19 protein-coding genes are annotated in these 26390 nt (G+C 69.8%); 6 read left to right on the forward strand and 13 right to left on the reverse strand.

Translation table 11 applies throughout. The annotated features are described in order from the left end of the window. Positions 1–114: 114 nt before the first annotated feature. A complete protein-coding gene (locus AAW14_RS32470) occupies positions 115–741 on the reverse strand; it encodes a TetR/AcrR family transcriptional regulator (RefSeq protein ID WP_265568009.1) in 627 nt (208 codons plus the stop codon). A 258-nt stretch (positions 742–999) separates the two neighbouring features. Here AAW14_RS32470 and AAW14_RS32475 point away from each other — a divergent pair, with 258 nt between their 5' ends. Next, positions 1000–1914, forward strand: a complete 915-nt coding sequence (locus AAW14_RS32475; RefSeq protein ID WP_265568010.1) for an ABC transporter permease — start codon at positions 1000–1002, stop codon at positions 1912–1914. A gap of 4 nt (positions 1915–1918) precedes the next feature. Continuing rightward, positions 1919–2734 (forward strand): ABC transporter ATP-binding protein, encoded by an 816-nt coding sequence (locus AAW14_RS32480; RefSeq protein WP_416223411.1) that lies wholly within the window; start codon positions 1919–1921, stop codon positions 2732–2734. Between the two features lie 198 nt (positions 2735–2932). Here the strand turns inward: AAW14_RS32480 and AAW14_RS32485 are convergent, their stop codons facing one another. From AAW14_RS32485 to AAW14_RS32495, 3 genes are all read right to left on the reverse strand, one after another. After that, a complete protein-coding gene (locus AAW14_RS32485) occupies positions 2933–4345 on the reverse strand; it encodes a hypothetical protein (RefSeq protein ID WP_265568033.1) in 1413 nt (470 codons plus the stop codon). A gap of 149 nt (positions 4346–4494) precedes the next feature. Further along, positions 4495–5001 (reverse strand): GtrA family protein, encoded by a 507-nt coding sequence (locus AAW14_RS32490; protein ID WP_265568012.1) that lies wholly within the window; start codon positions 4999–5001, stop codon positions 4495–4497. Positions 5002–5256: 255 nt separating this feature from the next. After that, entirely contained in the window at positions 5257–10197 is a 4941-nt protein-coding gene (locus AAW14_RS32495) for an NAD-glutamate dehydrogenase (protein ID WP_265568013.1), read from the reverse strand. 524 nt (positions 10198–10721) lie between these two features. Between AAW14_RS32495 and AAW14_RS32500 the strand changes: the two genes are divergently transcribed. Beyond that, positions 10722–11288, forward strand: a complete 567-nt coding sequence (locus AAW14_RS32500; protein WP_265568014.1) for a DJ-1/PfpI family protein — start codon at positions 10722–10724, stop codon at positions 11286–11288. A gap of 74 nt (positions 11289–11362) precedes the next feature. Here AAW14_RS32500 and AAW14_RS32505 read toward each other — a convergent pair whose 3' ends face one another. Together AAW14_RS32505 and AAW14_RS32510 are read right to left on the reverse strand one after the other, a co-directional pair. Further along, complete coding sequence (locus tag AAW14_RS32505; protein ID WP_265568015.1) at positions 11363–12028, reverse strand: HAD family hydrolase; 666 nt, start codon at positions 12026–12028, stop codon at positions 11363–11365. 68 nt (positions 12029–12096) lie between these two features. Beyond that, the gene (locus tag AAW14_RS32510) at positions 12097–12612 is read right to left on the reverse strand and encodes a DUF6912 family protein (RefSeq protein WP_265568016.1); all 516 of its coding nucleotides are present in this window, start codon (positions 12610–12612) and stop codon (positions 12097–12099) included. A gap of 366 nt (positions 12613–12978) precedes the next feature. Here AAW14_RS32510 and AAW14_RS32515 point away from each other — a divergent pair, with 366 nt between their 5' ends. After that, positions 12979–13500: an Rv3235 family protein gene (locus AAW14_RS32515; RefSeq protein WP_265568017.1), complete on the forward strand. Its 522-nt coding sequence runs from the start codon at positions 12979–12981 to the stop codon at positions 13498–13500. Positions 13501–13750: 250 nt separating this feature from the next. Here AAW14_RS32515 and secA read toward each other — a convergent pair whose 3' ends face one another. Then, complete coding sequence (gene secA, locus AAW14_RS32520; RefSeq protein ID WP_265568018.1) at positions 13751–16561, reverse strand: preprotein translocase subunit SecA; 2811 nt, start codon at positions 16559–16561, stop codon at positions 13751–13753. A 288-nt stretch (positions 16562–16849) separates the two neighbouring features. Here secA and AAW14_RS32525 point away from each other — a divergent pair, with 288 nt between their 5' ends. Both AAW14_RS32525 and AAW14_RS32530 read left to right on the forward strand, forming a co-directional pair. Next, positions 16850–17419 carry a GNAT family N-acetyltransferase gene (locus AAW14_RS32525; protein ID WP_265568019.1) on the forward strand — a complete coding sequence of 190 codons (570 nt, stop codon included), beginning with the start codon at positions 16850–16852 and terminating at the stop codon, positions 17417–17419. Between the two features lie 162 nt (positions 17420–17581). Beyond that, positions 17582–18787, forward strand: a complete 1206-nt coding sequence (locus AAW14_RS32530; RefSeq protein WP_265568020.1) for a winged helix-turn-helix domain-containing protein — start codon at positions 17582–17584, stop codon at positions 18785–18787. Positions 18788–18820: 33 nt separating this feature from the next. Here the strand turns inward: AAW14_RS32530 and AAW14_RS32535 are convergent, their stop codons facing one another. The 6 genes from AAW14_RS32535 to mtrA all read right to left on the reverse strand — a co-directional run bounded on the left by AAW14_RS32535 (position 18821) and on the right by mtrA (position 26390). Further along, positions 18821–19567 carry a response regulator gene (locus AAW14_RS32535; protein ID WP_265568021.1) on the reverse strand — a complete coding sequence of 249 codons (747 nt, stop codon included), beginning with the start codon at positions 19565–19567 and terminating at the stop codon, positions 18821–18823. 207 nt (positions 19568–19774) lie between these two features. After that, entirely contained in the window at positions 19775–20467 is a 693-nt protein-coding gene (gene hpf / locus AAW14_RS32540) for a ribosome hibernation-promoting factor, HPF/YfiA family (protein ID WP_265568022.1), read from the reverse strand. Positions 20468–20781: 314 nt separating this feature from the next. Further along, entirely contained in the window at positions 20782–21642 is an 861-nt protein-coding gene (locus AAW14_RS32545) for a ComF family protein (RefSeq protein WP_265568023.1), read from the reverse strand. 174 nt (positions 21643–21816) lie between these two features. Continuing rightward, on the reverse strand, positions 21817–23655 hold the full coding sequence (locus tag AAW14_RS32550; RefSeq protein ID WP_416223409.1) for an LpqB family beta-propeller domain-containing protein: 1839 nt from the start codon (positions 23653–23655) through the stop codon (positions 21817–21819). Then, positions 23645–25699, reverse strand: a complete 2055-nt coding sequence (gene mtrB / locus AAW14_RS32555) for an MtrAB system histidine kinase MtrB (protein WP_265568024.1) — start codon at positions 25697–25699, stop codon at positions 23645–23647. The genes AAW14_RS32550 and mtrB overlap by 11 nt, the downstream gene beginning before the upstream one ends. A 1-nt stretch (position 25700) precedes the next feature. Next, positions 25701–26390 carry a two-component system response regulator MtrA gene (gene mtrA, locus AAW14_RS32560; RefSeq protein ID WP_322741142.1) on the reverse strand — a complete coding sequence of 230 codons (690 nt, stop codon included), beginning with the start codon at positions 26388–26390 and terminating at the stop codon, positions 25701–25703.

The raw sequence follows: 26390 nt of genomic DNA on the forward strand, positions 1-26390 counted from the left end.
CCGGCGAACGATCCTGTTGGCGAAGTCCTCGCAGCGAAGTCCTCACGGGCCGCCGCGATTGCGGCCCCACGGGCTCCCACGGCCCCTTCGCGACTCCCCGCGAATACGCCCCCCTCACAACGCCTTGAGCGCCCCCGCAGTAGCCCGCGCCAGTCCCGCCAGGTAGCCCGTTGGCAGCTTCTGGCCCCGTACCACCAGTGCGCGCCAGTACAGGGGGCCGGAGATCAGGTCCAGGGCCAGGTCCATGTCGATGGCCTCGCTGATCTCACCGCGGGCGGCAGCCGCGGCGACGATGCCGCTCGCCACGCTCTGCTGGCCCTCGCGCAGTGCCTTCTGCATGGCGTCCGCGATCTCCGGGTTGCGGGCCGCCTCCGCCTGGAGGTCCGGGATGATCTGGGCCGCCACCGGGTGACGCAGGGCCCGGGACGTCACCTCGTACAGAAGGCGCAGGTCTCCCTCCAGCGATCCCGTGTCCGGGGCCGGCAGGCCCTGCACCGCGACCGCCGAGACCAGGTCCAGGACCAGGTGCAGCTTGGAGCGCCACCGGCGGTACACCGCCGTCTTGCCGACGCCCGCCCGGCGCGCGATGCCCTCGATGGACATCCGTGCGTAGCCGACGGAGGCGAGCTCCTCGAAGACGGCCACGCGAATGGCCTCCGTCACTTCCTCGCGGAGCACGGCCGCACCCGCGGGCGTCCTGCGGCGCCGTTTCACCTGGGGAGCGTCGGCGTTCGTCGTCATGCGGACCAGCATAGGGCGTGACGTCGGAACGGTTGCGTTCCGACGTCAGATCGGCTTACGCTCGCGTTGCGACGATACGGTCCCGTCCCGACGCAAAGGGCGGTCGTTCAAACCCCCAAGAGCAGTACAAGACCCAAGAGCAAAGCAAGACCCCGGCAAGAATTGTGAGAAATGCCGGGAGAAGGTGCCAAAGAGGTCATTACGACGGAAGACTGCGGACCGGTTCGCGCAACCGACCCCCGAGTGAAAGCAGCGGATGTGAGCCAGGTTCTCCACACACCGCCCACCGCGGCCACCGACCAGGCCGAGACCCCGGCGCAGATCGCCGCCCGGTACGGCCTCTCGGTCAGCGGCGCGCGCCCCTCCCTGCCGGAATACGTCCGCCAGCTGTGGGCGCGCCGCCACTTCATCTCGGCCTTCGCCACCGCCAAGCTCACCGCCCAGTACAGCGAGGCGAAGCTCGGCCAGATCTGGCAGGTCATGACGCCGTTGCTGAACGCGGCGGTCTACTACTTCATCTTCGGTGTGCTGCTGGGCACCAAGCACGGCGTCGCGGACTACGTCCCGTTCCTGGTGACGGGCGTGTTCGTCTGGACGTTCACGCAGAACTCGATCATGGCGGGCACCCGGGCCGTCTCCGGCAACCTCGGCCTGGTGCGGGCCCTGCACTTCCCCCGGGCCGCGCTGCCCGTCTCCTTCGCGCTGCAGCAGCTCCAGCAGCTGCTGTTCTCCATGGCCGCTCTCGTGGTGATCCTGTTCTGCTTCGGCATCCCGCTCAGCGCCTCCTGGCTGCTGACGATCCCGGTGCTGGTGCTGCAGTTCGTGTTCAACGCCGGCATGTCGCTGATCATGGCCCGCATGGGCGCCAAGACGCCTGACATCGCGCAGCTGATGCCGTTCATCCTGCGCACCTGGATGTACGTCTCGGGCGTCATGTTCAGCATCGACAAGACGCTCAAGGCCACCCACCTGCCTTACATCGTGAAGCGACTGCTGGAGGCGAACCCCGCCGCCATCTACATCGACCTGATGCGCTTCTCGCTGATCGACAGCTTCCACGCCAAGCAGCTCCCGCACCACGTGTGGGCGTACGCGGTGGGCTGGGCGCTGCTCGCCGGCGTCGGCGGCTTCATCTACTTCTGGAAGGCTGAGGAGAAGTACGGCCGTGGCTGAGCTCATGAAGGACGAACCCACCCCCACCGTCATCTGCGACGGCGTCGACATCGTCTACCGCGTCAACGGCACCGGCTCCGGCCGTGGCTCGGCCACCGCCGCGCTCAACCGCATCCTGCGCCGCGAGCAGGCGGAGAAGGCGGCGGGCGTGCGTCGGGTGCACGCCGTCAAGAACGTGTCGTTCACCGCGTACAAGGGCGAGGCCGTCGGCCTGATCGGTACGAACGGGTCCGGCAAGTCGACGCTGCTCAAGGCCATCGCCGGGCTGCTGCCCGTCGAGAACGGCAAGATCTACACCAACGGCCAGCCTTCCCTCCTCGGGGTGAACGCGGCCCTGATGAACGACCTGACGGGCGAGCGCAACGTCTACCTCGGCGGCCTTGCCATGGGCATGTCCCGGGAGCAGATCAAGGAGCGCTACCAGGACATCGTCGACTTCTCCGGCATCAACGAGAAGGGCGACTTCATCACGCTCCCGATGCGGACGTACTCCTCCGGTATGGGTGCCCGCCTGCGTTTCTCGATCGCCGCGGCCAAGGACCACGACGTCCTGCTGATCGACGAGGCGCTCGCCACAGGAGACCGCGCCTTCCAGAAGCGGTCCGAGGAGCGCATCCGCGAACTGCGCGAGCGCGCGGGTACGGTCTTCCTCGTCAGCCACAACAACAACTCGATCCGTGACACCTGCGAGCGGGTGCTGTGGCTGGAGCGCGGCGTGCTGCGCATGGACGGTCCGACCGAGGAGGTAATCGCCGCGTACGAGGAGTTCACGGGCGGCAGGGACAAGCCCAAGGCGGAGAGCGGGCCCAAGGCGCAGTAGCGCTCAGGGCACGGCAGCGCTCAGGGCACGGCAGCGCTCAGGCCACGGCAGCGCTCAGGGCGCCGCAGCGCCTGGAATGGTCCTCAAAAACGTCGGAGGGGCTGACACAGTCAGCCCCTCCGACGTTCGCGCAGCGGGGTGGCGCGGGCGCAGACGGCAACGGCGGGACCGCGCGCCGTCGCCCCGACACCGACGCCCTCAGCGCACCACCTCGTACAGCACCTGGCCCCCCGGCCCCGAAGCCACCCGCCGCAGTGCCGGGTCGCCCGGCGGCAGGCCCCCTTCCGCGGGCCGCTGGACAATCCACCGCACCCCGTACGACCGCAGCACCCCGAGGCGCGCCGCCCGGGACACCCCCGCGTCGAAGTACGTCCGCACCGCGGCCTCCCGCTTCGCCTCGTCCGGCAGGAAGAAGTCCGGATACCCCGGCGCCACGGTGTACGCCCCGTACGCCGGCACCTGCCGCGCGGCCCACGTGTTGGCCATCACGACATCCCCGTACCGCACCCACGGCGTGATCCAGTGGTACCCCACCCACGGCAGCCGGTACTTCGCGGCGACCGCCCCGGGCAGGGCGCTGCGCCCCACCACGTACCCGACGGTCTGCACCTGCGTCCACACACCGATGCCCAGCGCGGCCGCCAGCACCCCGGCCGCCACCTTTCGCAGCGTCCCGCGCGCCGCACCGGCCACCTCCACTGCCGCCGCCAGCTGCGCCGGGACCAGTGCCACCGGCAGCGCACGCCCCCACGAGTAGTGCCCGCTCAGCCCGCCGGCCGCGAACACCAGCACGCCGAGCAGGAAGAACACCACAAGCGGATCCCGCAGGTCACGCCGCGCCCGCACCGCCAGCGCCACGACGCCCAGCAGCACGAGCCCGAACCGTACGAGCAGATGCTGGTACAGCGGCTGGTGTATCGCCTCGAGCCCGCCCGCGTGCAGCAGCGCGAAGAAGTCGTAGTACGGCCACAGCGTGATGACCGTCACCCCGAGCAGAATCCCGGCCCCCAGCCGCAGCAGGGCCCGGCGCCCGGCGCGCGCCGCGATCACCGTCGCCAGCGCGCCCAGCGTCGTCACCACCCCGGTGAACTGGTGGCTGAGCAGGATCACCGCCCACATCGCACCGAGCCCCAGGAACACCACCCATCCCGCGGGCTCGTCCTTGAGCGACCGCGTCAGCAGCGCCCACAGGTGGAAGGCCATGCCCAGCGCGAACACGCTCGGATAGGCCACCGTCAGCGCCAGCGAGTTGAGCCCGAGGAAGCCGCTCCAGTTGAACACCTGCGTGCCCCACAGGAACATCAGGCACAGCAGGGCGAGCGGCGGCGCCAGGCGGTGTGCGCTCAGCGTGCGCACATACCGCCGCACGCCCGTCACCAGCAGCGTCAGGCTCATCACCGCGGCGATGCGCAGCACCACCCAGACGGACAGCCCGGTGAGACGGGCGACGGCGCCGAGGAAGACGGTCCACGGCGAGTAGTACGGGCTGGGTGTGTCCTCCTGGACCAGTGGGTTGCCGGGGTCGAACAGCCGGTGCCGCAGCCGTTCCACGGTCGCCGCGTGAATCCCGAGGTCACCGTCCCACGGCAGCCGGACGATCACGAGCAGCATGAACACCACGACCAGTGCGACCGCGGCCCACAGCGTGATGCCGGCCGCGCCCCGCGGCCTCCCGGCGGCCACGCGCGGGCCCCAGGGTCTTCCGAACCGTCTTTCTGTTGTCCCAGCGCCCCGAGCGCTGGTCCCTTCCGCAGCGACGCTCATCGTGCGCCGGCACCCTGCTTCGCCTCGTGCTGGAAGACCCACGTCCGGTAGACCAGGAAGCGGAACGCCGAGGCCAGCACGATCGACAGCGCCTTCGCCATGTTCGAGCCGATCGGCCCGCTCATGTCGAGACCTTGGTAGCCGGCGTAGAACAGCACGCTCTCCATCACCACACCGAGCCCACTGAAGACGAAGAACAGCACGATCTGCTGGCGGGTGCGCGAGGCACGGTCGCGGTAGGCGAAGAAGCGGAAGCCGAGGTAGTTGGTACCCATGGCGATGATGCTGGCGAGCACGGTCGCCGTCATCGGCGCCCACTTCAGACCGTGCAACAGGGCATTGAAGACGAGAAAGTTGACCGCGACGCCGCTACCGCCGACGACCCCGAACTTGGCCACCTCGACCACGAGCCGCCGGACCCGGGACGGCGCCGGGGCGGGGGCGGTAAAGACAGCCTCGGCGACCGGGCGAGCGACCTGCGGCCGCTGCTCGGTGAGGTTCACAGTCACGGGTACGGGTCCTCCACTGTCATCCGACGGTCACGCCAAACGCTGGTCCCCCGGTCCTGTTTAGCGAGGACGGGTAAAGCGATTGCCTGAATTCCCCAAGCTCCTGGCAAGAAAGGAGTACATGGTATCGGGCGCGGGCAGTATTTCCGAATGCGCGAACGGGGGCACCCCCTCATCAGGGGTGCCCCCGCCGTCGTACCGGCAGTGCGGGACCGGGCTTACCGGACCGGCCGCTCCCGCAGGAGCGGACTAGCCGTGCGTACGCAGCAGCGTACGCATGGTGCGCATCGCCACCGAAAGGTTCGCCAGATCGAAGGAGTCCGAGCTCGAGATCTCGTCGAGGGTCGTGCGTGCCCGCGTCAGGATCGCCGCGTTCTTCTCCTCCCAGGCCTTGAAGCGCTGCTCAGGAGTGGAACTGCCGTTGCCCACCGAAAGGATCTCGGCCGTCAGGCCCGCGTGGGCCGCGTACAGGTCCTCGCGGATCGCCGCACGTGCCATCGACTGCCACCGGTCGGTGCGCGGCAACTCGATGATGCGGTCCATGAGATGGGTGATCTTCAGCCGGTCGGCGAGGTCGTAGTAGACCTCGGCGACGGCCATCGGGTCCTTGCCCGTGCGGTCGGCCACCGAGACGGTGTCGAGAGCCGGGAAGACGGAGGAGAACCCGGCCACCCGCGTGGCGAGTTCGTCCGGGACGCCGGCGCCCGTCAGCTCGTCGTAGATCTTCTGCCACCAATCCAGGTCCGCGCCGCGCAGCAGCTTCGGCAGCTCGCTCCAGACCTGCTCGACGCGGTCCTGGAAGAACTCGACGGTCCCGGTGAGCTCCAGCGGCTGCGGCCGGTTGTTGAGCAGCCAGCGCGTGCCGCGCTCGACCAGCCGCCGCGAGTGCAGCCGGATACGGGTCTGGACGGCGGCCTCGACCTTGTTGTCGAGCGCCTCGACCGCGTCCCACACCTCGCCGGAGTGGAAGATCGCACGGGACGCGGTCTGCGCCCTCACGATCTCCTCGAGCGAGGCGCCCGTCTCCTCACGGAGGCGGTGCAGGAAGCTCGTACCGCCCGTGTTGACCGTGTCGTTGACCAGGAGGGTCGTCACGATCTCGCGGCGCAGGGCGTGGCCGTCGATCTGCTCGGGGAACCTCTCGCGCAGCGCCGTCGGGAAGTACTCGTGCAGCAGGTTGCGCAGGTACGGGTCGTCGGGCAGCGGAGTCTCCAGCATCTCCTTCGCGACCGTGATCTTGGTGTAGGCCAGCAGGACGGCCGTCTCCGGACCGGTCAGGCCCTGTCCGGCACTCAGCCGCTCGCGGATCTGCCGGTCGGTGGGCAGGAACTCCAGCGCCCGGTCGAGGTGGCCCTCACGCACCAGGTGGCGCAGGAACCGCTGCTGGGCGTGCAGCATGTCCTTCGACTGGAACAGGGCGTTGGCGATGGCCACGTTCTGCGCGTAGTTGTTGCGCAGCACCAGGGCACCGACCTCGTCGGTCATCTCGGCGAGGAGCTGGTTGCGCTGCTTGACCGTCAGATCGCCGTTGGCCACGACCGCATTGAGCAGAATCTTGATGTTCACCTCGTGGTCGGAGGTGTCCACACCGGCGCTGTTGTCGATGGCGTCGGTGTTGATCTTCCCGCCGTGCTGCGCGAACTCGATCCGGCCGAGCTGGGTCAGACCGAGGTTGCCGCCCTCGCCGACGACGTTCACGCGCAGGTCGCTGCCGTCCACGCGGATGGCGTCGTTGGCCTTGTCGCCGACGTCCGCGTTCGACTCCGTCGAGGCCTTCACGTACGTGCCGATGCCGCCGTTCCACAGCAGGTCGACCGGCGCCTTGAGGATGGCCCGCATCAGGTCGGCCGGGGTCATCTTGGTGACGTTGCCCTCGATGCCGAGCGCTTCGCGGATGTGCGCGTTGATCTGGATCGCCTTGGCCGAACGGGGGAAGACACCGCCGCCGGCCGACAGCAGCTCGGTGTTGTAGTCGGCCCACGAGGAGCGCGGCAGCTCGAACAGCCGGCGGCGCTCGGCGTACGAGGTCGCCGCGTCCGGGCTGGGGTCGATGAAGATGTGCCGGTGGTCGAAGGCCGCGACAAGGCGGATGTGCTCGGACAGCAGCATGCCGTTGCCGAACACGTCACCGGACATGTCACCGATGCCGACGACGGTGAAGTCCTCGGCCTGGGTGTCCACGCCCAGCTCCCGGAAGTGCCGCTTCACGGACTCCCAGGCGCCGCGCGCGGTGATGCCCATCTTCTTGTGGTCGTAGCCCGCGGAGCCGCCGGAGGCGAAGGCGTCGCCGAGCCAGAAGTTGTACTTCTCGGCGACCTCGTTGGCGATGTCCGAGAACGTCGCCGTGCCCTTGTCGGCCGCGACCACCAGGTAGGTGTCGTCCGAGTCGTGCCGGACCACATCCGCCGGCGGTACGACCTCGCCGGCCACCATGTTGTCGGTGATGTCGAGCAGCGCCGAGATGAACGTGCGGTAGCTGCGGATGCCCTCGGCGAGCCATGCGTCCCGGTCCACGGCCGGGTCCGGCAGCTGCTTGGCGACGAACCCGCCCTTGGCGCCCACCGGCACGATGACGGTGTTCTTCACCATCTGCGCCTTGACCAGGCCGAGGATCTCGGTGCGGAAGTCCTCGCGCCGGTCGGACCAGCGCAGGCCGCCTCGCGCGACCTTTCCGAAGCGCAGGTGCACGCCCTCGACCCGCGGCGAGTACACCCAGATCTCGTACGCCGGACGCGGCGCCGGCAGGTCCGGGATGGCCTGCGGGTCGAACTTCATCGAGACGTAGTCGTGCGGCTTGCCGCCCCGCGCCTCCTGGAAGAAGTTGGTGCGCAGGGTCGCCTTGATGAGGGTGAGGAACGAGCGCAGGATGCGGTCCTCGTCGAGCGAGGCGACCTGGTCGAGGGCGGCGTCCAGCTCCTCCAGCAGGGCGTCGGTCAGCTCCAGACCGGCCCGCTGCCGCTCCGGTGACATCCGCGCCTCGAAGAGGGAGACCAGCAGCCGGGTCGTGTGGACGTTGTTGCGGAGGGTGTCCTCCATGTAGTCCTGGCTGAAGGTCGAACCGGCCTGGCGCAGGTACTTGGCGTACGCGCGCAGCACCATCGCCTGCCGCCAGGTGAGCCCGGCGCCCAGCACGAGGGCGTTGAAGCCGTCGTTCTCGGCCTGTCCGGTCCAGGAGGCCGCGAAGGCGTCCTGGAACCGCTCACGGGCGTCGTCGCCGAGGTAGTCGCCGTTGCCGATGACCGACTTGGGCAGACGCAGACCGAAGTCGTAGATCCACGCGGTCGTCCGGTCCGCGCAGCGCAGCTCGTACGGGCGCTCGTCGATGACCTCGACGCCGAGTCGCTGGAGCACGGGCAGGACGGCGGACAGGGAGACGGACTCGCCCCTGCGGTAGATCTTGAAGCGGCGCTCGCCCGGGCCGACGCCCACGGGCTCGTACAGGCTGAGGGCGAAGTCCTTGCCTCCCTCCTCGGTCGTGAGCTGCTCCAGGTGGACGAGGTCGGCGACCGCGGCGCGCGGGGTGTGGTCGGCCTTGTAGCCCTCGGGGAAGGCGTGGCCGTAGCGGCGCTGCAGCTCTGCGGCGCGCTCCTCGCCGAGCTCGGCGTTCAGGGCCTCGGTGAAGGCGTCGGCCCAGGAGCGGGCGGCCTCGACGAGCCGGGCCTCGATGCGGTCCTTGTCGGCGTCGGACAGCTGGGGCAGCTCGGTGCCCTGCGGGACGCGGACCACGAAGTGCAGCCGGGAGAGGATCGACTCCGTGTTCCAAGCGGTGAAGTCGACGCTGGTGCCGCCGAGCTCCTCCTTCAGGATGTCGATGATCCGCAGCCGGACGCCGGTGGTGTACCGGTCGCGGGGCAGGTAGACGAGGGCCGAGTAGTAGCGCCCGTATTCGTCCTGGCGCAGGTAGAGCCGCAGACGGCGGCGCTCCTGGAGGTAGAGGACGGAGGTGACGATGGAGCGCAGCTCGTCGGCCGGGGTCTGGAACAGCTCGTCGCGCGGGTACGTCTCGAGGATCTGTAGCAGGTCACGGCCGTCGTGGCTGTTGGGCGAGAACCCGGCGCCCCTGAGGACCTCCTCGACCTTGCGCCGGATGACGGGCACGCGGCGCACGGACTCCGTGTAGGCGGCGGACGAGAACAGGCCCAGGAAGCGGCGCTCGCCGATGACGTTGCCGGCCTCGTCGAACTTCTTCACACCGACGTAGTCGAGGTATGACGGGCGGTGCACGGTGGCGCGGCTGTTGGCCTTGGTGAGGATCAGCAGCCTGTGCTCGCGGGCCTTGGCGCGGGCGTCGGCGGGCAGCCGCTCGAAGGACGGGCTGACCGGGTGGTGGTCGTCGCCGGCGTGGTGCGGGTCCGATCGCAGTATGCCGAGCCCGGTGCCGGGGACGGCGGCCAGCGAGTCGTCGTTGCGCAGCTCGTACTCGCGGTAGCCGAGGAAGGTGAAGTGGTCGTCGGCCAGCCAGCGCAGCAGCTCACCGGCCTCCTCGAGTTCCGCCTCGGGCAGGTCCCCGGGCAGGGACTCCTTCGGCAGGATCTCGGCGACGCGCAGCGCGGCCTCCCGCATCTTCTCCCAGTCCTCGACGGCCTCGCGGACGTCGGACAGGACGCGCAGCAGATCGGCGGTGATCTGCTTCAGGTCGGAGCGGTCGGTCTCGCGGTCGATCTCGACGTGGATCCAGGACTCGACGTGCGCGTCGTGCGGCAGCGCGCCGGCAGGCGCGTCCGGCAGCACCTCGAGCAGCTTGCCGGTCAGGTCGCGGCGGACGACGAACTGGGGGTGGACGACGACGTGGATCCCGCGTCCCTTCCGCGACAGCTCGTTCGTCACGGAGTCGACGAGGAACGGCATGTCGTCGGTGACGACCTCGACCACGGAGTGGCTGCACGTCCAGCCGTTCTCCTCGACGGTCGGGGTGTGCACCCGCACGTTGGCCGTGCCCTGGGGACGCGTCTCGGCCAGTCTGTAGTGCGAGAAAGCGGCACCGAAGACGTCGACCGGGTCACGGTCGGCCAGGTCTTCCGGTGCGGTGTGCAGGTAGTAGCGCTGGAGGAACGCGAGCACGGTGTCCCGGTCCGGGGTGCCCTCGCCCGTGATCCCAGTCGGTAGGTGCCCCCCGACCGGGCTGTTCTCAGCTACCCGGGCGGCCCTCTCGAGCAGCTCGGCCTTGGCTTCGTCCAGCTTGGTCTGCATTGTCCTCTGGCTCCTGTCGCGCGCCGTTGCGTGACGTTGAAGGAAGTACGGTCTCTTCTCCGACGTAACGCCGAGACGCGGGGTGTCCGGTCTGATTCGACGCTATGCCGCATGGAGAGATGGGCGAAGGGGTATCGGCCATTTCCGGCCCCTTGGGTGACTGTGACGCTGCTCTCGGCGCTCTGTGCGCCTTCCGCGTCATGGGCGCCCCGGCTGTCCCCGAGGGCGCCTGCGGCGCCCTGTGCGACCGGCCCCGCCTGCGAAGACCAGCGACCGCCGCCCGGTCACGGATGTCGTCCGTGCTCACCGGGCGCAGGGCAGGGACGACGACGTCCCCGCGAACTATCGCGCTGATCACGCCACCAGGCTATCGCTCCCCGTGGGGGGCACGTCATGAGCCGTATGTGTACAAAAGAGGGGGGCGAACTTTGACGTTCTGCACAGGGGCGAACAGAGCGGTGCCGTGCAGTGCCCGCGGTGCGAGCATGGCCGTACCGGTCTTGACCGAGGGGAGAACAGCGAGCATGACGCAGAAGATCCTGATCGTCACCGGCGACGCGGCGGAATCACTGGAGGTCCTGTACCCCTACCAGCGCTTGCGCGAGGAGGGCTACGAGGTCCACATCGCCGCCCCCACCGCCAAGAAACTCCGCTTCGTCGTCCATGACTTCGAACCCGGCTTCGACACGTACACCGAGAAACCCGGCTACACCTGGCCCGCCGACCTCGCCTTCTCGGAGGTCGACCCCGGTGAGTACGTCGCCCTCGTCATCCCCGGCGGGCGTGCCCCGGAGTACCTCCGCAACGATCCCGAACTCCGCAAGATCCTCAAGTCGTTCTTCGACACCGACAAGCCGGTCGCGCAGATCTGCCACGGCCCCCTGCTCACCGCCGGAGCGGACGCGCTCCGTGGTCGGCGCGTCACGGCCTACCCCGCCCTGGAACTGGACATGCAGGCGGCCGGTGCCACCTTCCAGGACGCCGAGGCGGTCGTCGACGGCACCCTCGTGTCGTCCCGGGCCTGGCCGGACCATCCCGCTTGGATGCGCGAATTCCTCAAGGTCCTGCAGACGAAGGCGCCCCTGACCTAGGCGCCCGTCGCCTGACTCCAGGTCGACCAGGGTGCGGCGCTCCCCCGGCTCTCCCGGGGGAGCGCCGCTTGCGTTCACGCCGCCAGTCGCTCGGCCTCCTCGACTGCCTCCGCCAGTGTGTCGACCACCGGCGCGCCGACCCCCTCCAGGCTGGCGCGGCTGTGGGAGCCGCCGGTGTACAGAACGGCCCTCGCTCCGACGTGCCGGGCGGCGACCGCGTCGTCCGCCGCGTCCCCGATCACCACCGTGCGCGCGGGGTCGACACCGTTGAGCGCCCGTATGTGCCGGACCATGTGCTCGGCCTTGCTGCCGCCGGACGGGCCGGTCCGCCCCTCCACCCGTATGAAGTGCGCCTCGATCCCGAACCCCCGGACCAGCGGGACGAGTTCGTCGTGCCCGTACATGCTGAGGAGCGACTGGCTGCGGCCCGCCGAGCGCCACCCGGCGAGCAGTTGCGCGGCGCCCTCGGTCAGTCGGCAGGCGAGCCGGTGCCGCGCGTAGTGCCGGTGGAAGGTCTCGTCCATGAGCTCCCACTCGGCGTCCGTCGGCAGCCGTCCCATCAGCCGTTCGTAGAACTTCGGCACCGGCACGCAGTACAGCGCCCGATACCGCTCCAGCGTGATCGGCTCCAGGCCCAGTTCGGCGAACGCCGCGTTCGTCGCCCCGATGATCGCGTCATTGTCGTGGAACAGCGTGCCGTTCCAGTCCCAGACAATGTGCGCGTTTCCGTACGTCCCCATGCCGGAAAACGTACCCGGCCGCACTGACACTCAACTGTGCCAGGGCACGTGCGGTGGAAAACGCCAGGTCAGTCGCCCAGCCCCACCAGGTTCGGAATTTCCTGCGTCGCATACCAGAGCAGTTCGTGGTCCTCGGCGCCGTCCACGACGAACTGCGCGTCGTCATCCCCGCCGTCGGCCGCCTGAAGCGCCTCGGCCGCCGCGGTCACGTCCGTCTCGGCGTCGGCCGCGTCGACGTGCACGGCGGCGGCCTTGGCCAGCGGTACGGCCCCGATGACCCGCACCTCGCCCAGCGCCGCCGGATCGAGGCCACGGTCGGGGTCTGCCACCGCCGCCCCATCGGGTACGTCGACCGCGACCACGACCCGCCGTCGCGGCGCCCCCGGATCAGCCGCGAGGAGACGCAGCGAGGCCAGCGCGGCCCGGCTCAGCGCGGCGTACTCGAGTTCCTCGATGTCGTCGGAGAGGTACCACTCGCGCAGCGCGGGTGTGACGGCGTATGCGACGAACGGTCCGGCGCCCAGCTCGCCCGTCTTGTACGCCTCGGCGAGACCGGGGAGGGTCAGAGGGACGTAGACGCGCATGGCGAGCCGCTTTCGTAGTCGGTGAGGGCGGCCGGACGGCCGGGAAGGGCCCCGCGGAGATCGTTCCCGAGCCTCCGGCAAGGTTCCCACGAGCCTCCGGCGAGTCATCCCAGGATACGTGCGGGCGTCCCCCTTCGAGCCCCGGCAGCGCCCTTGCGCGGCGTCAACCGAGGCGCTCACGAATCACCCGGCACGCCCCCGTCGTGCAAAGGACCGCCACCTCTCTCCTCACCCTGATAGGTGAACCCCGCAGGCCCTCCGAGGGCCTTAGCAGCCGCCTTGCGGACCCGATCCCCCGCCTCGTACAAGATCCCCACCGAGAAGTTACCGACCGGTACTCACCGGTCCCGCGAGAGTGGGGTCCCCATGAACAAGGTGATGACCAGGAACCAGGCGATGGCCAGCGCCGCACGGCGGCCCGGAGGCCGCCCGCCGGTACGCCACGACACCCGCCGTCCCGGCGCCGTCCCCCGGCGTACGGCACCAGGGCAGCGCACGTCCCCGGCGAGGACGCCGAGTGCCCCGCGCCGGGCGGCACCGGCCGCCCAGCCCCGCCCGACGGACATCTTCGCCGACCGTCTGCTCTCCGTGCTGAGCGGTCAGCGCCCGGTGCACAGCATGCTCCGCCACACCGTCGGCCGCGCCTACGACGAACTGGCCCGGCTTGCCGAACGCGGCACCCTGCGCACCCGAGGCACCCGCCCGGTCGTCCGTGACATCGGCTACTACGTGCCGCGTCCCGGCGCCATCGAGGCCTTCGCCCGCATCGGCGCGGGCGACCAGCTCCGGGCCATGGCCTTCCGGCTGGAGTGCGGCCCGGACCACCGCTGGCGGTGCACGGCGGTGGAGCTGGGCGGGCCACGGACGCCACGGACTGACGACGACTGAACCCACCGGCACGCCGTTCCGAACCCACCGGCACGCCGTCCACGACCGGCGACCGGCGACCGGCGACCGGCGACCGGCGACAGCGGACGAAAAAGGGCAGCCGGGCGACGGACGGACGACAGACGGAAGGACGACGGACGAACGGACGGACGGATGACAGACAGCAAACGACCGATCACCGGATGACATGAGGGGCCGGGCAGCCTTGGGTGCCCGGCCCCTCGTCACGGCTGTCTCGCCGCCTCCACCGTCACTTCTTGCGGCGGCGTCCGCCCTTCGCCTGCTTGCGGCGCTCCGCGCGCGTGAGGCCGTCCGCCTCCGAGCGCACCGGCTCCTCGTCGCCGGCGAAGTCGCCCTCGACGATGCCGCCCTCACCGTCCACGGTGGGCGCGGAGAAGTGCAGCCGCTCTCGGCGCTGCGGGGCGTCGAGACCCTTGGCTCGGATCTCCGGGCGGGCGGCCTGCGCGGCCACCGCCTCCTCCTTCTCCAGGGACGGCTTGGCGTCCTCGACGGGGACCTCCTCGACCTGCTGCTCCACCTGGACCTCCAGGTTGAACAGATAGCCGACGGACTCCTCCTTGATGCCCTCCATCATCGCGGTGAACATGTCGAAGCCCTCGCGCTGGTACTCGACCAGCGGGTCCTTCTGCGCCATCGCGCGCAGGCCGATGCCCTCCTGGAGGTAGTCCATCTCGTAGAGGTGCTCGCGCCACTTGCGGTCCAGGACCGACAGCACGACCCGGCGCTCCAGCTCACGCATGATCTCGGAGCCGAGCTGCGCCTCACGCTGTTCGTACTGCTCGTGGATGTCGTCCTTGATGGACTCGGAGATGAACTCGGCGGTCAGCCCGGCCCGGTCCCCGGCCGCCTCCTCCAGCTCCTCGATGGTGACCTTCACCGGGTAGAGCTGCTTGAAGGCGCCCCACAGCCGGTCCAGGTCCCACTCCTCGGCGAAGCCCTCGGCGGTCTCGGCGGCGACATAGGCGTCGATCGTGTCGGCCATGAAGTGCTGGATCTGCTCGTGCAGGTCCTCGCCCTCCAGTACGCGCCGCCGCTCGCCGTAGATGACCTCGCGCTGCCGGTTGAGGACCTCGTCGTACTTGAGGACGTTCTTCCGGGTCTCGAAGTTCTGCTGCTCGACCTGCGACTGGGCGGACGCGATCGCACGCGTGACCATCTTGTTCTCGATCGGCACGTCGTCCGGGACGTTCGCCATCGACATGACGCGCTCGACCATCTGCGCCTTGAACAGACGCATCAGGTCGTCGCCCAGGGAGAGGTAGAAGCGGGACTCGCCGGGGTCGCCCTGACGGCCGGAACGGCCGCGCAGCTGGTTGTCGATGCGTCGCGACTCGTGGCGCTCGGTGCCGAGGACGTAGAGGCCGCCCAGCGCCTCGACCTCCTCCTTCTCGGCCTTGACCGCCTGCTCGGCCTTCTCCAGGGCGGCGGGCAGAGCCGCGGCCCACTCCTCGATGTGCTCCTCGGGGTCGATCCCGCGCTGGCGCAGCTCTGCCTCGGCAAGGTCCTCGGGGTTTCCGCCGAGCTTGATGTCAGTACCACGGCCGGCCATGTTGGTGGCCACGGTCACGGAGCCCTTGCGGCCGGCCTGCGCGACGATCACGGCCTCGCGGTCGTGCTGCTTGGCGTTGAGCACCTCGTGCTGGATGCCGCGCTTGGCGAGCTGCTGCGAGAGGTACTCGGACTTCTCGACCGATGTGGTGCCGACCAGGATCGGCTGGCCCTTCTCGTGCTTCTCGGCGATGTCGTCGACGACCGCCTCGAACTTGGCGACCTCGGTGCGGTAGATCAGGTCCGACTGGTCCTTGCGGATCATCGGCCTGTTGGTCGGGATGGGGACGACGCCGAGCTTGTAGATCTGGTGGAACTCGGCGGCCTCGGTCATCGCCGTACCGGTCATGCCGGAGAGCTTGTTGTAGAGGCGGAAGAAGTTCTGGAGGGTGATCGTGGCGAGCGTCTGGTTCTCGTCCTTGATGTCCACCCCTTCCTTCGCCTCGATCGCCTGGTGCATGCCCTCGTTGTAGCGGCGGCCCGCGAGGATTCGGCCAGTGTGCTCGTCGACGATCATGACCTCGCCGTCGATGACGACGTAGTCCTTGTCGCGCTTGAAGAGCTCCTTGGCCTTGATGGCGTTGTTCAGGTAGCCCACCAGCGGGGTGTTCACCGACTCGTAGAGGTTGTCGATGCCCAGCCAGTCCTCGACCTTGCTGACGCCGGACTCGTGGATGGCGACGGTGCGCTTCTTCTCGTCGACGTCGTAGTCGCCGGTCTCCTCGAGGCCCTTCAGCGGGTTGCCCGCCTCGCCCTTCTTCAGGCGCGTGACCAGCTTGGCGAAGTCGCCGTACCACTTGGTGGCCTGATCGGCCGGGCCGGAGATGATCAGCGGCGTACGGGCCTCGTCGACCAGGATGGAGTCGACCTCGTCGACGATCGCGAAGTTGTGACCGCGCTGGACGAGCTCGTCCTTCGACCACGCCATGTTGTCGCGCAGGTAGTCGAAGCCGAACTCGTTGTTCGTGCCGTACGTGATGTCGCAGGCGTACTGCTCGCGGCGCTGGGCCGGCGTCATGTTGGCGAGGATGCAGCCGACGCTCAGGCCGAGGAACTTGTGGACGCGGCCCATCATCTCGGAGTCGCGCTCGGCCAGGTAGTCGTTGACCGTGACGATGTGGACGCCGTCTCCGGACAGAGCGTTCAGATACGCGGGCAGCGTGCCGACCAGGGTCTTGCCCTCGCCGGTCTTCATCTCGGCGACATAGCCGCGGTGCAGCGCGGCGCCGCCCATCATCTGCACGTCGTAGTGCCGCTGGCCCAGGACGCGCTTGGCGGCCTCGCGCACGGTGGCGAAGGCCTCGGGCAGCAGGTCGTCCAGGCTCTCTCCGTCGGCGTACCGCTGCTTGTATTCGTCGGTGAGGGCCCGCAGCTCGGCGTCGGAGAGGCTGATGAAGTCCTCTTCGATGGAGTTGACCTGGTCCGCGATGCGGTGCAGCTTGCGCAGGATCTTACCTTCGCCTGCACGCATGATCTTCGAGAGGACGGACACGGGGGTTTGTCTCCTTGCCGGTCGGGCCTGGGACGGTCGGTTACGTATGACAGCTTGAGCAACGGCCATCGTAAGCGAGGACCGCACCGCACCGGGAGGTCTGCCGTTGACAGCCACTAGGACAACGGACGGGCGTCGCGGAAGGTGCCGCGTCCTCGCCACGAAAAGTAGCGGTGCCCTCACTCGGTGCGGAGTGATGCGGGACGACGGCGTGGCGAGGCCGGGCAAGGCGCCGGCCCGGCGGCAAAAGTCGTGGCGGAGGGGCGGGGGCGCGAGCAGAATCGGGCGATGGACCCCGTCACCCTGACCACCGACCGCCTCCTGCTGCGCACCGTGGGCCCGCAGGAGACGGACGCGGTGTACCGAGCCGCCCAGGACCCCGAGATCCAGCGCTGGACCACGATCCCGTCGCCGTATCTGCGCGAGCACGCGGACGCGTTCCTGGCGCAGACGGTACCGGAGGGCTGGGCGGACGCCTCGATGTTCACGTTCGGCGTCTTCCTGCGCTCCGGGGAGCTGGTGGGCATGCTCGGCCTGACGATGCGCTCGCCGGGCGTCGCCGAGGTGGGCTTCTGGACGGCGAAGGAGCACCGGGGCAACGGCTACATGCCGGAAGCCACGCTCGGCGCGTCGCGCTGGGCCTTCACGCACCTGTCGATCGACCGCGTGGAGTGGCGCGCGGAGGTGGGCAACGGGGCCTCCCGCGCGGTCGCGGAACGCGCGGGCTTCACCATCGAGGGCATCCTCCGCTCCGCGATCAACAACAAGGGGGTGCGCCGGGACTGCTGGGTGGGCTCTCTCCTGCCGTCGGACCTGGGGCTGCCCTCGACGGCACCGTATCTGCCGACACGTTCCTAAGGGCCTGCGGCGCGTTCTTGTTCCGGGGTCCGCGGCACGATCTTGTTCCGGGTCTGCGGCGCCGTCCCAGGGTCTGGCGGCGCCTTCTTCGGGCCCCTTCCGACGACCGGTGAAAACCCCGGCTCAGGCCGCGCTGTCAGTGCCGCCGCCTACGGTGTGACCATGCCGAGTCTCCCGCGCCCCGCCGCCGAACTGACCGCCGACGAAGCCCGCCGCATCGCCCTGCGGGCGCAAGGGTTCCTCGGCGCGGCCGACCGCAGGGCCGGTGTCCGCGGCATCCTGCGTCACCTCGGTGCCGTCCAGCTCGACACCATCTCGGTCCTCGCCCGCTCCCACGAGCTCATTCCGTACGCCCGCCTCGGCGCGATAGGCCGCAGGACGGTCGACGCGGCGTACTGGACACCGTCGTCGGCCGACGGCACGGCCACGGCCCCGCCCCACGCGTTCGAGTACTGGTCGCACGCCGCCTGCATCCTCCCCATCGAGGAGTGGCCCCACTTCGCCTTCCGCCGCCGCGCCTACCGTTCCCGCCCGCACTGGCACCACCCCCTCCCGGACGGCGCCTACGACCAGGTCATCAAGCAGCTGCGCGCCGAAGGCCCCCTCACGGCCACGGACCTGGGCGGCGCGAAGAAGACCAGCGAGTGGTGGGACTGGTCCGGCACGAAGGTCGCCGTGGAGCGCGCGCTGATGTACGGCGAGGTGGTGTGCGTCGAGCGTCGCGGCTGGAAGCGGGTGTACGACCTGGCCGAGCGCGCCGTCCCCGACGCGCTGCTCCACGACGAGCTGGACGACGCCGAGTGCCTGCGCCGTCTCGTCCGCCTCGCCGGGCAGTCCCTCGGTGTCGGCACGCGCGCGGACATAGCGGACTACCACCGCCTCAAGGGCGAACAGGTCGACGCGGTGATCGCGGACTCGGGCCTGGTGCCGGTGACGGTCGAGGGCTGGGGGAAGCCTGCATGGGCGGACCCGGCAGCCCTTCAGTCCCCGCCGCGCGGCCGCCACCGTACGACGCTTCTGTCGCCCTTCGACTCGCTGATCTGGGAGCGGGCGCGCACGGAGCGGATCTTCGGCTTCACCCACCGTCTGGAGGCGTACGTTCCCAAGCCGAAGCGGGTGTACGGCTACTTCGCCATGCCGGTCCTCGCCGGCGGTCGGCTGGTCGGCCGCGTGGACCCCGCGCGGGAAGGCCTCACGCTGGTCGCCAAGCAGGTCACTGTGGACGATGCGAGGGCGGTCCCGGCAGTGGCTCAGGCCCTGCTGGAAGCGGCGTCGTGGGTGGACTGCACGAACGTCCGCGTGGAGCGGATGGACGCCCCGGCCCTGCGGGAGCCCCTCGTCCGCGAGCTGGCCCGTTACCTGGACTGACACGGGTCCCGGACCGCCGGGGACCCCGTCCCGCTAACGGATCTCGAGGATCTTCTCCCGCATCGCATAGACGACGGCTTCCATCCTGGAGTGCAGCTGCAGCTTCTCCAGGATGTTGCGCACGTGGTTCTTGACGGTGTTCTCGGAGATGAACAGCTCCTTGGCGATGTCCCGGTTGTTCATCCCGGTGGCGACCAGCTTGAGGACCTCGAGTTCCCGGTCGGTGAGCCGCGGCGCCGGAACGAGTCGGCGCTCGTCGGTCCGCTGGATCATCGACTTGAACTCGGTGAGGAGTTTCGACGCCATGGAGGGGCTGATCTGCGACTGGCCGTCGGCGACCGCGCGAATGGCCGTGGCCACCTCGTCCGTGGAGATCTCCTTGAGGAGATAACCGGTCGCGCCCGCCTTGATCGCGTCGTAGAGGTCGGCCTCTTCGTCGCTGATGGTCAGCATGATGATCTTGGCGCTGGGGGCCACCTCCTTGATGGAGGTGCACGCCTCGATCCCGCCCCGCTTGGGCATCCGTACATCCATCAGCACGATGTCGGGCAGCAGATCGGCCGCCTTGTCGACCGCCTCCGCCCCGTCCCCCGCCTCGCCGACGACCTGGATGTCCTCCTCGGCCGCGAGCACGATCTCAAGACCGCGCCGGAAGAGGGCGTGATCGTCCACGACGAGGACGCGGATGGGCTCCTTACCTGCAGAGCCCGCCTCCGGGCCCATGCCGACGACGCCGTCGTCGGCATCCTCGTCATGCATCGGTCCGAAGCTGTCCGCCATCGTTCCTCCCCCTGAAGGCTGTGGCCTGTGGTCCCGTGCCATCGCCAACCCAAGGCAACGGCCCACCGGTTGAGCCGTTACCGTCATGATTTCATGCCCGGGCGGCACTCAGGTGACAGAGCGCGGGGCCAAGTGGTCGCACACCGGTGCCCCTGGGGGCGCAAAGGCTCACCAGGGGCACCGGATACGGCCATCACCAGACCGGGATCAGCCGCCGAGCGCTCCGCCCGCATCGGCCGTCTGCGCCTGAGTCACCATCTGGTCCGTGCTGAGGTGGATGACGCCGTAGTCATAGGCATGCCGCCGGTAGACCACGCTGGGCTGCTTGGTCTCGGAGTCGACGAACAGATAGAAGTCGTGCCCGACCAACTCCATTTCGTAGAGCGCCTGGTCGAGCGACATCGGGGACGCGACGTGGGTCTTCTCCCGGACGACGAGGGGGCCCTCGCCCTTCACCTCGAGCGATCCGATCCTCTTGGCCGGCACGCCGTCCGACTCCTCTTCCGGTACGACACTGCCGTTGCCGTTGAGCGTCGCGGCGCCCGGAACGTGATCGGGCACCTCGGCTGCCGTGAGCCGACGGATCCCGCGGTAGCTGTGGCGCTTGTCGTGCTGCTTGCGCAGCCGGGCCTCAAGCTTCTCCGCCGCCAGGTCGAGTGCCGCGTACGGATCGCTGGCCGCTGCCTCCGCCCGGATCACCGGACCGCGGGAGTAGAGCGTGATCTCCACTCGGTCACAGCGGTCGGCCTGTCGGGGGTTGGGCTCCCTGGACACCTCGACGTCGAGGCTGATCACCTTGCCATCGAGCTTCTGGATCTTGTCCAGCTTCAGCTTCTCGGCCACGTGCTTCCGGAACCGCTCGGGCACCTCGGTCTTGCGGCCCTTGACGACGATGTCCACGCAGAACTCCGTTCCCGGATCGCTCCGCACACCTGGCGGAGCATCTCCCTTGTGCACCAGGCTCCGGTGAGTACCGGAACCTCGGACTCGGTGACTTCCACCTCCTCCTCCCCCGTGGGCGAGATCTCCACCCCACCACTGCGGGTGATTAAGAAAACCCGCAGCACGGCATTCGGATAAGCGGGGGATGGCCTGCGCCTTTCCCTCACAACCGAACATATCTCGCCCGGACGGATGTCGTCACCCTCTACTGCGGCGTACCTCCGTTCAGGTGAATTGACCTGCTCATTACCTGCAACGATGCAAGTTCTCAGTCAGTTCCGGTTGTTTTCGAAGGAATCCGGCGAGGCGGCGACAACCGCCGCACAGATCCCGTCCTCGACGCCGCTCCCCGCGGCCATTCCCGGCGGTGCCCAGGTCCGGTTCGCCGGTGGCGTCGTCTCCGCTCTTCTTCGTTCCCCCGTTGCTTCCCCTGCCGCGGGCACATACACCTCCCTGTCCCCCATCTGCGCGTGCCCCAGAGCCGTCCGTACGGCGCGCGCCGCCTCCGTCAGCGAGGCGCCCGTCGTCATCAGGTCGTCGACGAGGACGACCCTCCCGCCGGCCAGCAGCCGGGTGCCCCCTCCGGCCACCCCCAGCGCGCCCGTCAGGTTGGCCAGCCGCTGCCCGGAATTGAGCCCCGCCTGGTCGGCCACGGGCCGAAGCTGCCGCAGCACGGACACGACGCGCGCCGCCGTCCCGGTCCGGCGCAGCTCTCCGGCGGCCGCGAGTGCGATCCGCCGCGCGGGATCGTGCCCCCTCGCCCGCACGGCCCGGCGCGAGGAGGGCACTGGCACGAGCAGCAGCGGCCTGGGGCCACCCCGTGCACCGGAGGGCACCTGGCCGCCCGGCCCCGCCCGCACGGCCCCGGCCAGAGCCGCGCCGAGCGGTCCCGCAAGCATCAGGGCACCGCGCTCCTTGTGGGCCAGGAGCGTGGCGCGCACCGCGCCCTCGTACGCCGCCGCCGCGTGCACCACGGGCAGCCCGGCCGGCTCCGGCACCGGCCGCACACTGCGTGGCGCGGTGCCTTGCAGAGCGGCGCGGCACTCCGGGCAGAGCACCGTGCGCGGCCTGCCACAGCCTCCGCACTCGGCTGGCAGCACCAGGTCGGTGAGGTCCTGCCACCACCCCCGCATGACCACCACTGTGCCAACGCCCGCGGCGGCCTGCCAGGGCTGTGGAAAACTCCCTGTGGACAACCGTGCGGCAGACGTCCAAGGCAGCCCGCACAGCCCGTGCCGGGCGGCTCCGGGGCGGCCCGAGAGAGCCTCACCCCCGGACAGCGGAGCCTCACACCCGTCGGGAGAGCCTCACCCCGGATAGACGGGAGCCGTCCCCTCCTTGACCACCTTCTGCCACTGGGCGCCGGCCGACAGCCGCACGATGCCGTCCTCCGAGTAGGCCACCAGGGGCAGCCGCTCGTCCTCCGAGGCCGCGATCTGCTTCACGCCCGTCAGCGAGGCCGGCGGATTGCCCGCCGGTGTGGAGCCGTCGACCTGCACGAAGCGCATCTGCTGGACCCCGCCGGCCTCGCGTCCCACCATCACAAGCCGGCTGTCACCGGCCCACGACATGGCCGTGACCTCCTCCAGCTGCGGCGTCACCGAGTGCAGCTCGAGGATCGACACGGCGAGCCGGCCGTCGGCCCCGTTCTCCCGTTCGACTCGCCCGATCTGCAGCGACGTCTTGCCGCCCTTCTCCACGATCAGCGCGATCCGCACCCCGTCGGCCGCCACCCGCACCGCGTCGATGCGCCCGTCGAGGCCCGGCGTGCGCACGTCCACAGGCTGGCCCGCGCCCTTCTGCAGCATCACCAGACGCGCGTGCTTCGGATCGCGGTCGGCCACCCACAGATCACCCGCACCGTCCCAGCTCGGCGTCGTCAGCCGGTCGCCCTGCGTGGCACCCCGGCTGGTGACCACCGGGCCCGCGAGCGAGGCGCCCGGCACCAGCGACCCGACATACAGATACTGCCCGTCGGCCGAGACCCCGGCCGCGGAGTCCTCGGCACGCGATACCGCGGCCGCGCGCAGCTTCTTGTCCCCCTCGCCCAGCGCGCCCGGCACCGGGGTGGGTACCTGGGAGCCGCTGCCGCTGGGCAGACGGACGAGCCGCTGCTTGCCGTCGATGAAGTACTCGTACTCGGTCTCGGCCCGCCTGCCCGTTCCGTGCAGGGCGATGGTCTCGGCCCGGTCCTCGTTCAGCTCGCACAGTTGCCGGCCGTCCGACCGCTGCAGCTCGACCTTGTTCACTCCGGTGGGCGTCAGGTCCTGGAGCGTGAACAGCAGCTGCGCCGCCATCCGGGCGCACTGCGCCTGCCCGACCCGGTTCGCCCTGTCGTTGAGCGGCACCGTCAGCTTGTTCTGGTCGTCGGGCTGCAGCGTGGTGACGTCCTTCCTGAGCGCCGTGCCCGAGGGGAAGCTCGACGTCGCCACAGGATCCAGCCAGCGCGTGGGGCCGCTCAGCAACGAACGGACCGTCGACGTCACCGGGTCCACCTTGCCGCGCACGTACACCGGGTCGGCGACGGTGCTCAGCTGCCCGCCCGCAGCGGCGGGCATGTTCGCCGCGTAGTAGTACTTGTTGACCGACACGTAGTTGCGCTGGAAGTCGGACCTGCCCATCACCACACCCTGCGGCAGCGAGTCGATGCGCCACTGGTTGGTCTTCTTCTCCAGCGTGAGGTGCACCGACCGGCTGTACGTCCCCGAGTCCGGCGCGTACGCGTGCTGTGCGTCCACGACCGCCAGTTTGCTGCCGGTCAGCGTGTACGTGTAGTCGTCACCCGCCTCCTGGCTCCTGGTGTGATCGGGCACGGTGTTCGGCCCGTCCGACAGCACCGTGGTGGACGCGTCCGGGTTCCACCCGCGCGACGCGCCATCGGTCAGATACTTCCGAGCCGTCTCGTACCGCGGGTCGTCGCTCGTCAGCGCCTCCAGGAAGCCCTGCACGATCTCCGCGGGCCCCGCATCCTCGCGCGGCGGCATCGCGAACACGCGGACCTGCGCGTCCTGCCGGGGCGTCGATTCGACCCCGCGCAGATCCCCGCTGTCCGGCATCGAGGCGCACCCGGCCAGCACCACGGCACCACAGCCGACGGACACCCCCACGGACAGCACACGCCGCCGACCGCCCCCCTCAGCGCCCACGAAACGCCTCCCCTTGCTCCCGCTCGTCCGCCCCGTCCCCGCCCTGTGGCGGCTCCTGAGTCCTGTCGTCCGGCCGTCGCGCGCCACCGGTGGGCCGCGGCACCACGCGCGCGCCGTTGCCGGGCAGCGCGGTCGGGTCCGCCGTGGGCGTCACCGCGGCCAGCCGCGGGGCGATCGGGTCCCGCGGCGGCACCACCTCGCCCGTTGCCTGCGCGGGCACTGTGGCGGCCTTGCCGGCACCGCCCTGCGCAAGACCGGCCTCGCTGAGTCCTCGATTGCGCCGTGAGTCCAACGGCTCCAGGGGTATCGGGGAGCCCCGCAGCGGCTCGTCCGCCGTCCGCGGCAGCGTCAGCCGGAACTGCGAACCTCCGCCCGGCTCACCCCACGCCTGCAGCCAGCCGCCGTGCAGCCGCGCGTCCTCCAGAGCGATCGACAGCCCCAGGCCCGTCCCACCGGTGGTACGCGCGCGTGCCGGATCCGCCCGCCAGAAACGGCTGAACACGCGGGTCGCCTCGCCCGGCTTGAGACCCACGCCGTAGTCGCGCACCGCGACCGCGACCGCGCCGCCCGCCGAGGCGAGCTTGACGATGACGTCCCTGCCCTCACCGTGCTCGACCGCGTTGACGACAAGGTTGCGCAGCACCCGCTCGACGCGCCGGGCGTCCGCCTCGGCCACGACGGGCTGCTGGTCGCCGACGACGCGTATCTGCGTGCCCTTGCGCTCGGCGAGTGGCTCGGCCCCGCTCACCACCCGCCGCACGACCTCCCGCAGGTCGATCGGCTCGGCCTCCAACGCCGCCGCGCCCGCGTCGAAGCGGCTGATCTCCAGCAGATCCGCGAGCAGCGACTCGAACCGGTCCAGCTGGTCCGCGAGCAGCTCCGCCGACCGCGCGGTCACCGGGTCGAAGTCGACCCGCGCCTCGTGGATGACGTCCGCCGCCATCCGCACGGTCGTCAGGGGCGTACGCAGCTCGTGCGACACGTCCGACACGAACCGCCGCTGCATCCGCGACAGGTCCTCCAGCTGCTGGATCTTCAGCTGGAGGTTCTGCGCCATCTTGTTGAAGGCCTCACCCAGACGCGCGATGTCGTCCTCACCGGTGACCTTCATCCGTTCCTGCAGACGCCCGGCGGACAGCCTCTCGGCGATGCCCGCGGCCATCCGTACCGGGGTGACGACCTGGCGCACCACGAGCCAGGCGATGGCCCCGAGGAGTACGACCACGAAGAGCCCGGCGGTCGCGAGCGTCCCCTTGACCAGGCTGAGCGACTTCTCCTCCTGGGTGAGCGGGAAGAGGTAGTACAGCTGGTACGGGTCCCCGTTCGGGTCATTGATCTGCTTACCGATGATCAGCGCCGGCTGGGGATCCCGGCCGCTGTCGGTGTAGACGATGCGGGTGTAGCTCTGGGCGACGCCCATGCCGGCGTCGACACGCTTGCGCAGGTCCTCCGGCACGCTCTGGCTCGGGTCCACTCCGCCCGAGGCGCGAGGTCCCAGACCGCGGTTCTCGTTGTCCGCGGCAGTGGTGCTCAGGGTGACCACGTCGAAGGCGCCCTGGCCACCGCTCGACAACGACTCCACGAGGTCGCTCATCCACCCGCTGACGTTCTGCACCGGGTTGTTCCCCGGGCCCGAGTTGTCGTCCCCGCCGCTCGCGCTGGCCGCGCTGTCGGCCTTCTGCCCGGCGACCGTGAAGCCGCCGACGGCCTGGCTCTGCGACGCCTTCACCTTGGCGTCCAGCAGGCCGTTGCGCACCTGCCCGATGACGACGAAGCCCAGCAGCAGCACCACACCCAGTGACATCAGCAGGGTCGTGGCGACGATCTTGAGCTGGATGTTGCGCCGCCACAGCCGCATCACGGGCAGCAGCGGCCGGCGCACCCAGCGCATGACGAGCCGGAGGACCGGGCTGCCCTGGACTCCGCCCTGGAGCAGCCCGCCCTCGAAGAACCGTTCCCACCGCGAGCCCGTCGTTCGTCCGACAGGCCGCTCCGGACGGGCCCCGGGCCGGCCGGGCGCCGAAGCGGCGCTGTCCCGGGACATGTCAGCTTGGTCCGGCCTTGTACCCGACACCACGGACGGTAACCACGATATCCGGCCGCTCCGGGTCCTTCTCGACCTTGGAGCGCAGCCGCTGGACGTGCACGTTGACAAGACGGGTGTCCGCCGCGTGGCGGTAGCCCCAGACCTGCTCAAGCAGGACCTCGCGGGTGAACACCTGCCACGGCTTGCGCGCCAGCGCCACCAACAGGTCGAACTCCAGCGGTGTCAGCGCGATCGACTGCCCGTCCCGCTTCACGGAGTGACCGGCCACATCGATGACGAGGTCACCGATGGACAGCTGCTCGGGCGCCGGCTCCTCCGACCTCCGCAGCCGCGCCCGGATCCGGGCCACCAGCTCCTTCGGCTTGAACGGCTTCACGATGTAGTCGTCCGCTCCCGACTCCAGACCGACCACCACGTCCACGGTGTCGCTCTTGGCCGTGAGCATCACGATCGGCACGCCGGACTCCGCCCTGATCAAGCGGCACACCTCGATGCCGTCCCGCCCGGGCAGCATCAGGTCGAGCAGCACCAGGTCAGGCTTGGTCTCACGGAAGGCGGCCAGCGCCTTGTCGCCGTCGGCTACGAAAGACGGCTCAAAACCTTCACCACGCAACACAATGCCGAGCATCTCGGCCAGTGCGGTGTCGTCGTCAACGACAAGGACTCGTCCCTTCATGGACCACATCAT

It is taken from the genome of Streptomyces hygroscopicus (assembly GCF_026168105.1).
GTDB lineage: Bacteria > Actinomycetota > Actinomycetes > Streptomycetales > Streptomycetaceae > Streptomyces > Streptomyces hygroscopicus_D.

What these genes read in the sequence shown, in the direction of transcription:
- mtrB (WP_265568024.1), bottom strand. Translation starts at nt 25,699, where the DNA reads ATGTCCCGGGACAGCGCCGCTTCGGCGCCCGGCCGGCCCGGGGCCCGT.
- AAW14_RS32495 (WP_265568013.1), bottom strand. Translation starts at nt 10,197, where the DNA reads ATGCAGACCAAGCTGGACGAAGCCAAGGCCGAGCTGCTCGAGAGGGCC.
- AAW14_RS32470 (WP_265568009.1), bottom strand. Translation starts at nt 741, where the DNA reads ATGACGACGAACGCCGACGCTCCCCAGGTGAAACGGCGCCGCAGGACG.
- AAW14_RS32525 (WP_265568019.1), top strand. Translation starts at nt 16,850, where the DNA reads ATGGACCCCGTCACCCTGACCACCGACCGCCTCCTGCTGCGCACCGTG.
- mtrA (WP_322741142.1), bottom strand. Translation starts at nt 26,390, where the DNA reads ATGATGTGGTCCATGAAGGGACGAGTCCTTGTCGTTGACGACGACACC.
- AAW14_RS32500 (WP_265568014.1), top strand. Translation starts at nt 10,722, where the DNA reads ATGACGCAGAAGATCCTGATCGTCACCGGCGACGCGGCGGAATCACTG.
- AAW14_RS32505 (WP_265568015.1), bottom strand. Translation starts at nt 12,028, where the DNA reads ATGGGGACGTACGGAAACGCGCACATTGTCTGGGACTGGAACGGCACG.
- AAW14_RS32535 (WP_265568021.1), bottom strand. Translation starts at nt 19,567, where the DNA reads ATGGCGGACAGCTTCGGACCGATGCATGACGAGGATGCCGACGACGGC.
- AAW14_RS32510 (WP_265568016.1), bottom strand. Translation starts at nt 12,612, where the DNA reads ATGCGCGTCTACGTCCCTCTGACCCTCCCCGGTCTCGCCGAGGCGTAC.
- AAW14_RS32530 (WP_265568020.1), top strand. Translation starts at nt 17,582, where the DNA reads ATGCCGAGTCTCCCGCGCCCCGCCGCCGAACTGACCGCCGACGAAGCC.
- AAW14_RS32545 (WP_265568023.1), bottom strand. Translation starts at nt 21,642, where the DNA reads ATGCGGGGGTGGTGGCAGGACCTCACCGACCTGGTGCTGCCAGCCGAG.
- AAW14_RS32515 (WP_265568017.1), top strand. Translation starts at nt 12,979, where the DNA reads ATGAACAAGGTGATGACCAGGAACCAGGCGATGGCCAGCGCCGCACGG.
- AAW14_RS32480 (WP_416223411.1), top strand. Translation starts at nt 1,919, where the DNA reads ATGAAGGACGAACCCACCCCCACCGTCATCTGCGACGGCGTCGACATC.
- AAW14_RS32485 (WP_265568033.1), bottom strand. Translation starts at nt 4,345, where the DNA reads ATGCTGCTCGTGATCGTCCGGCTGCCGTGGGACGGTGACCTCGGGATT.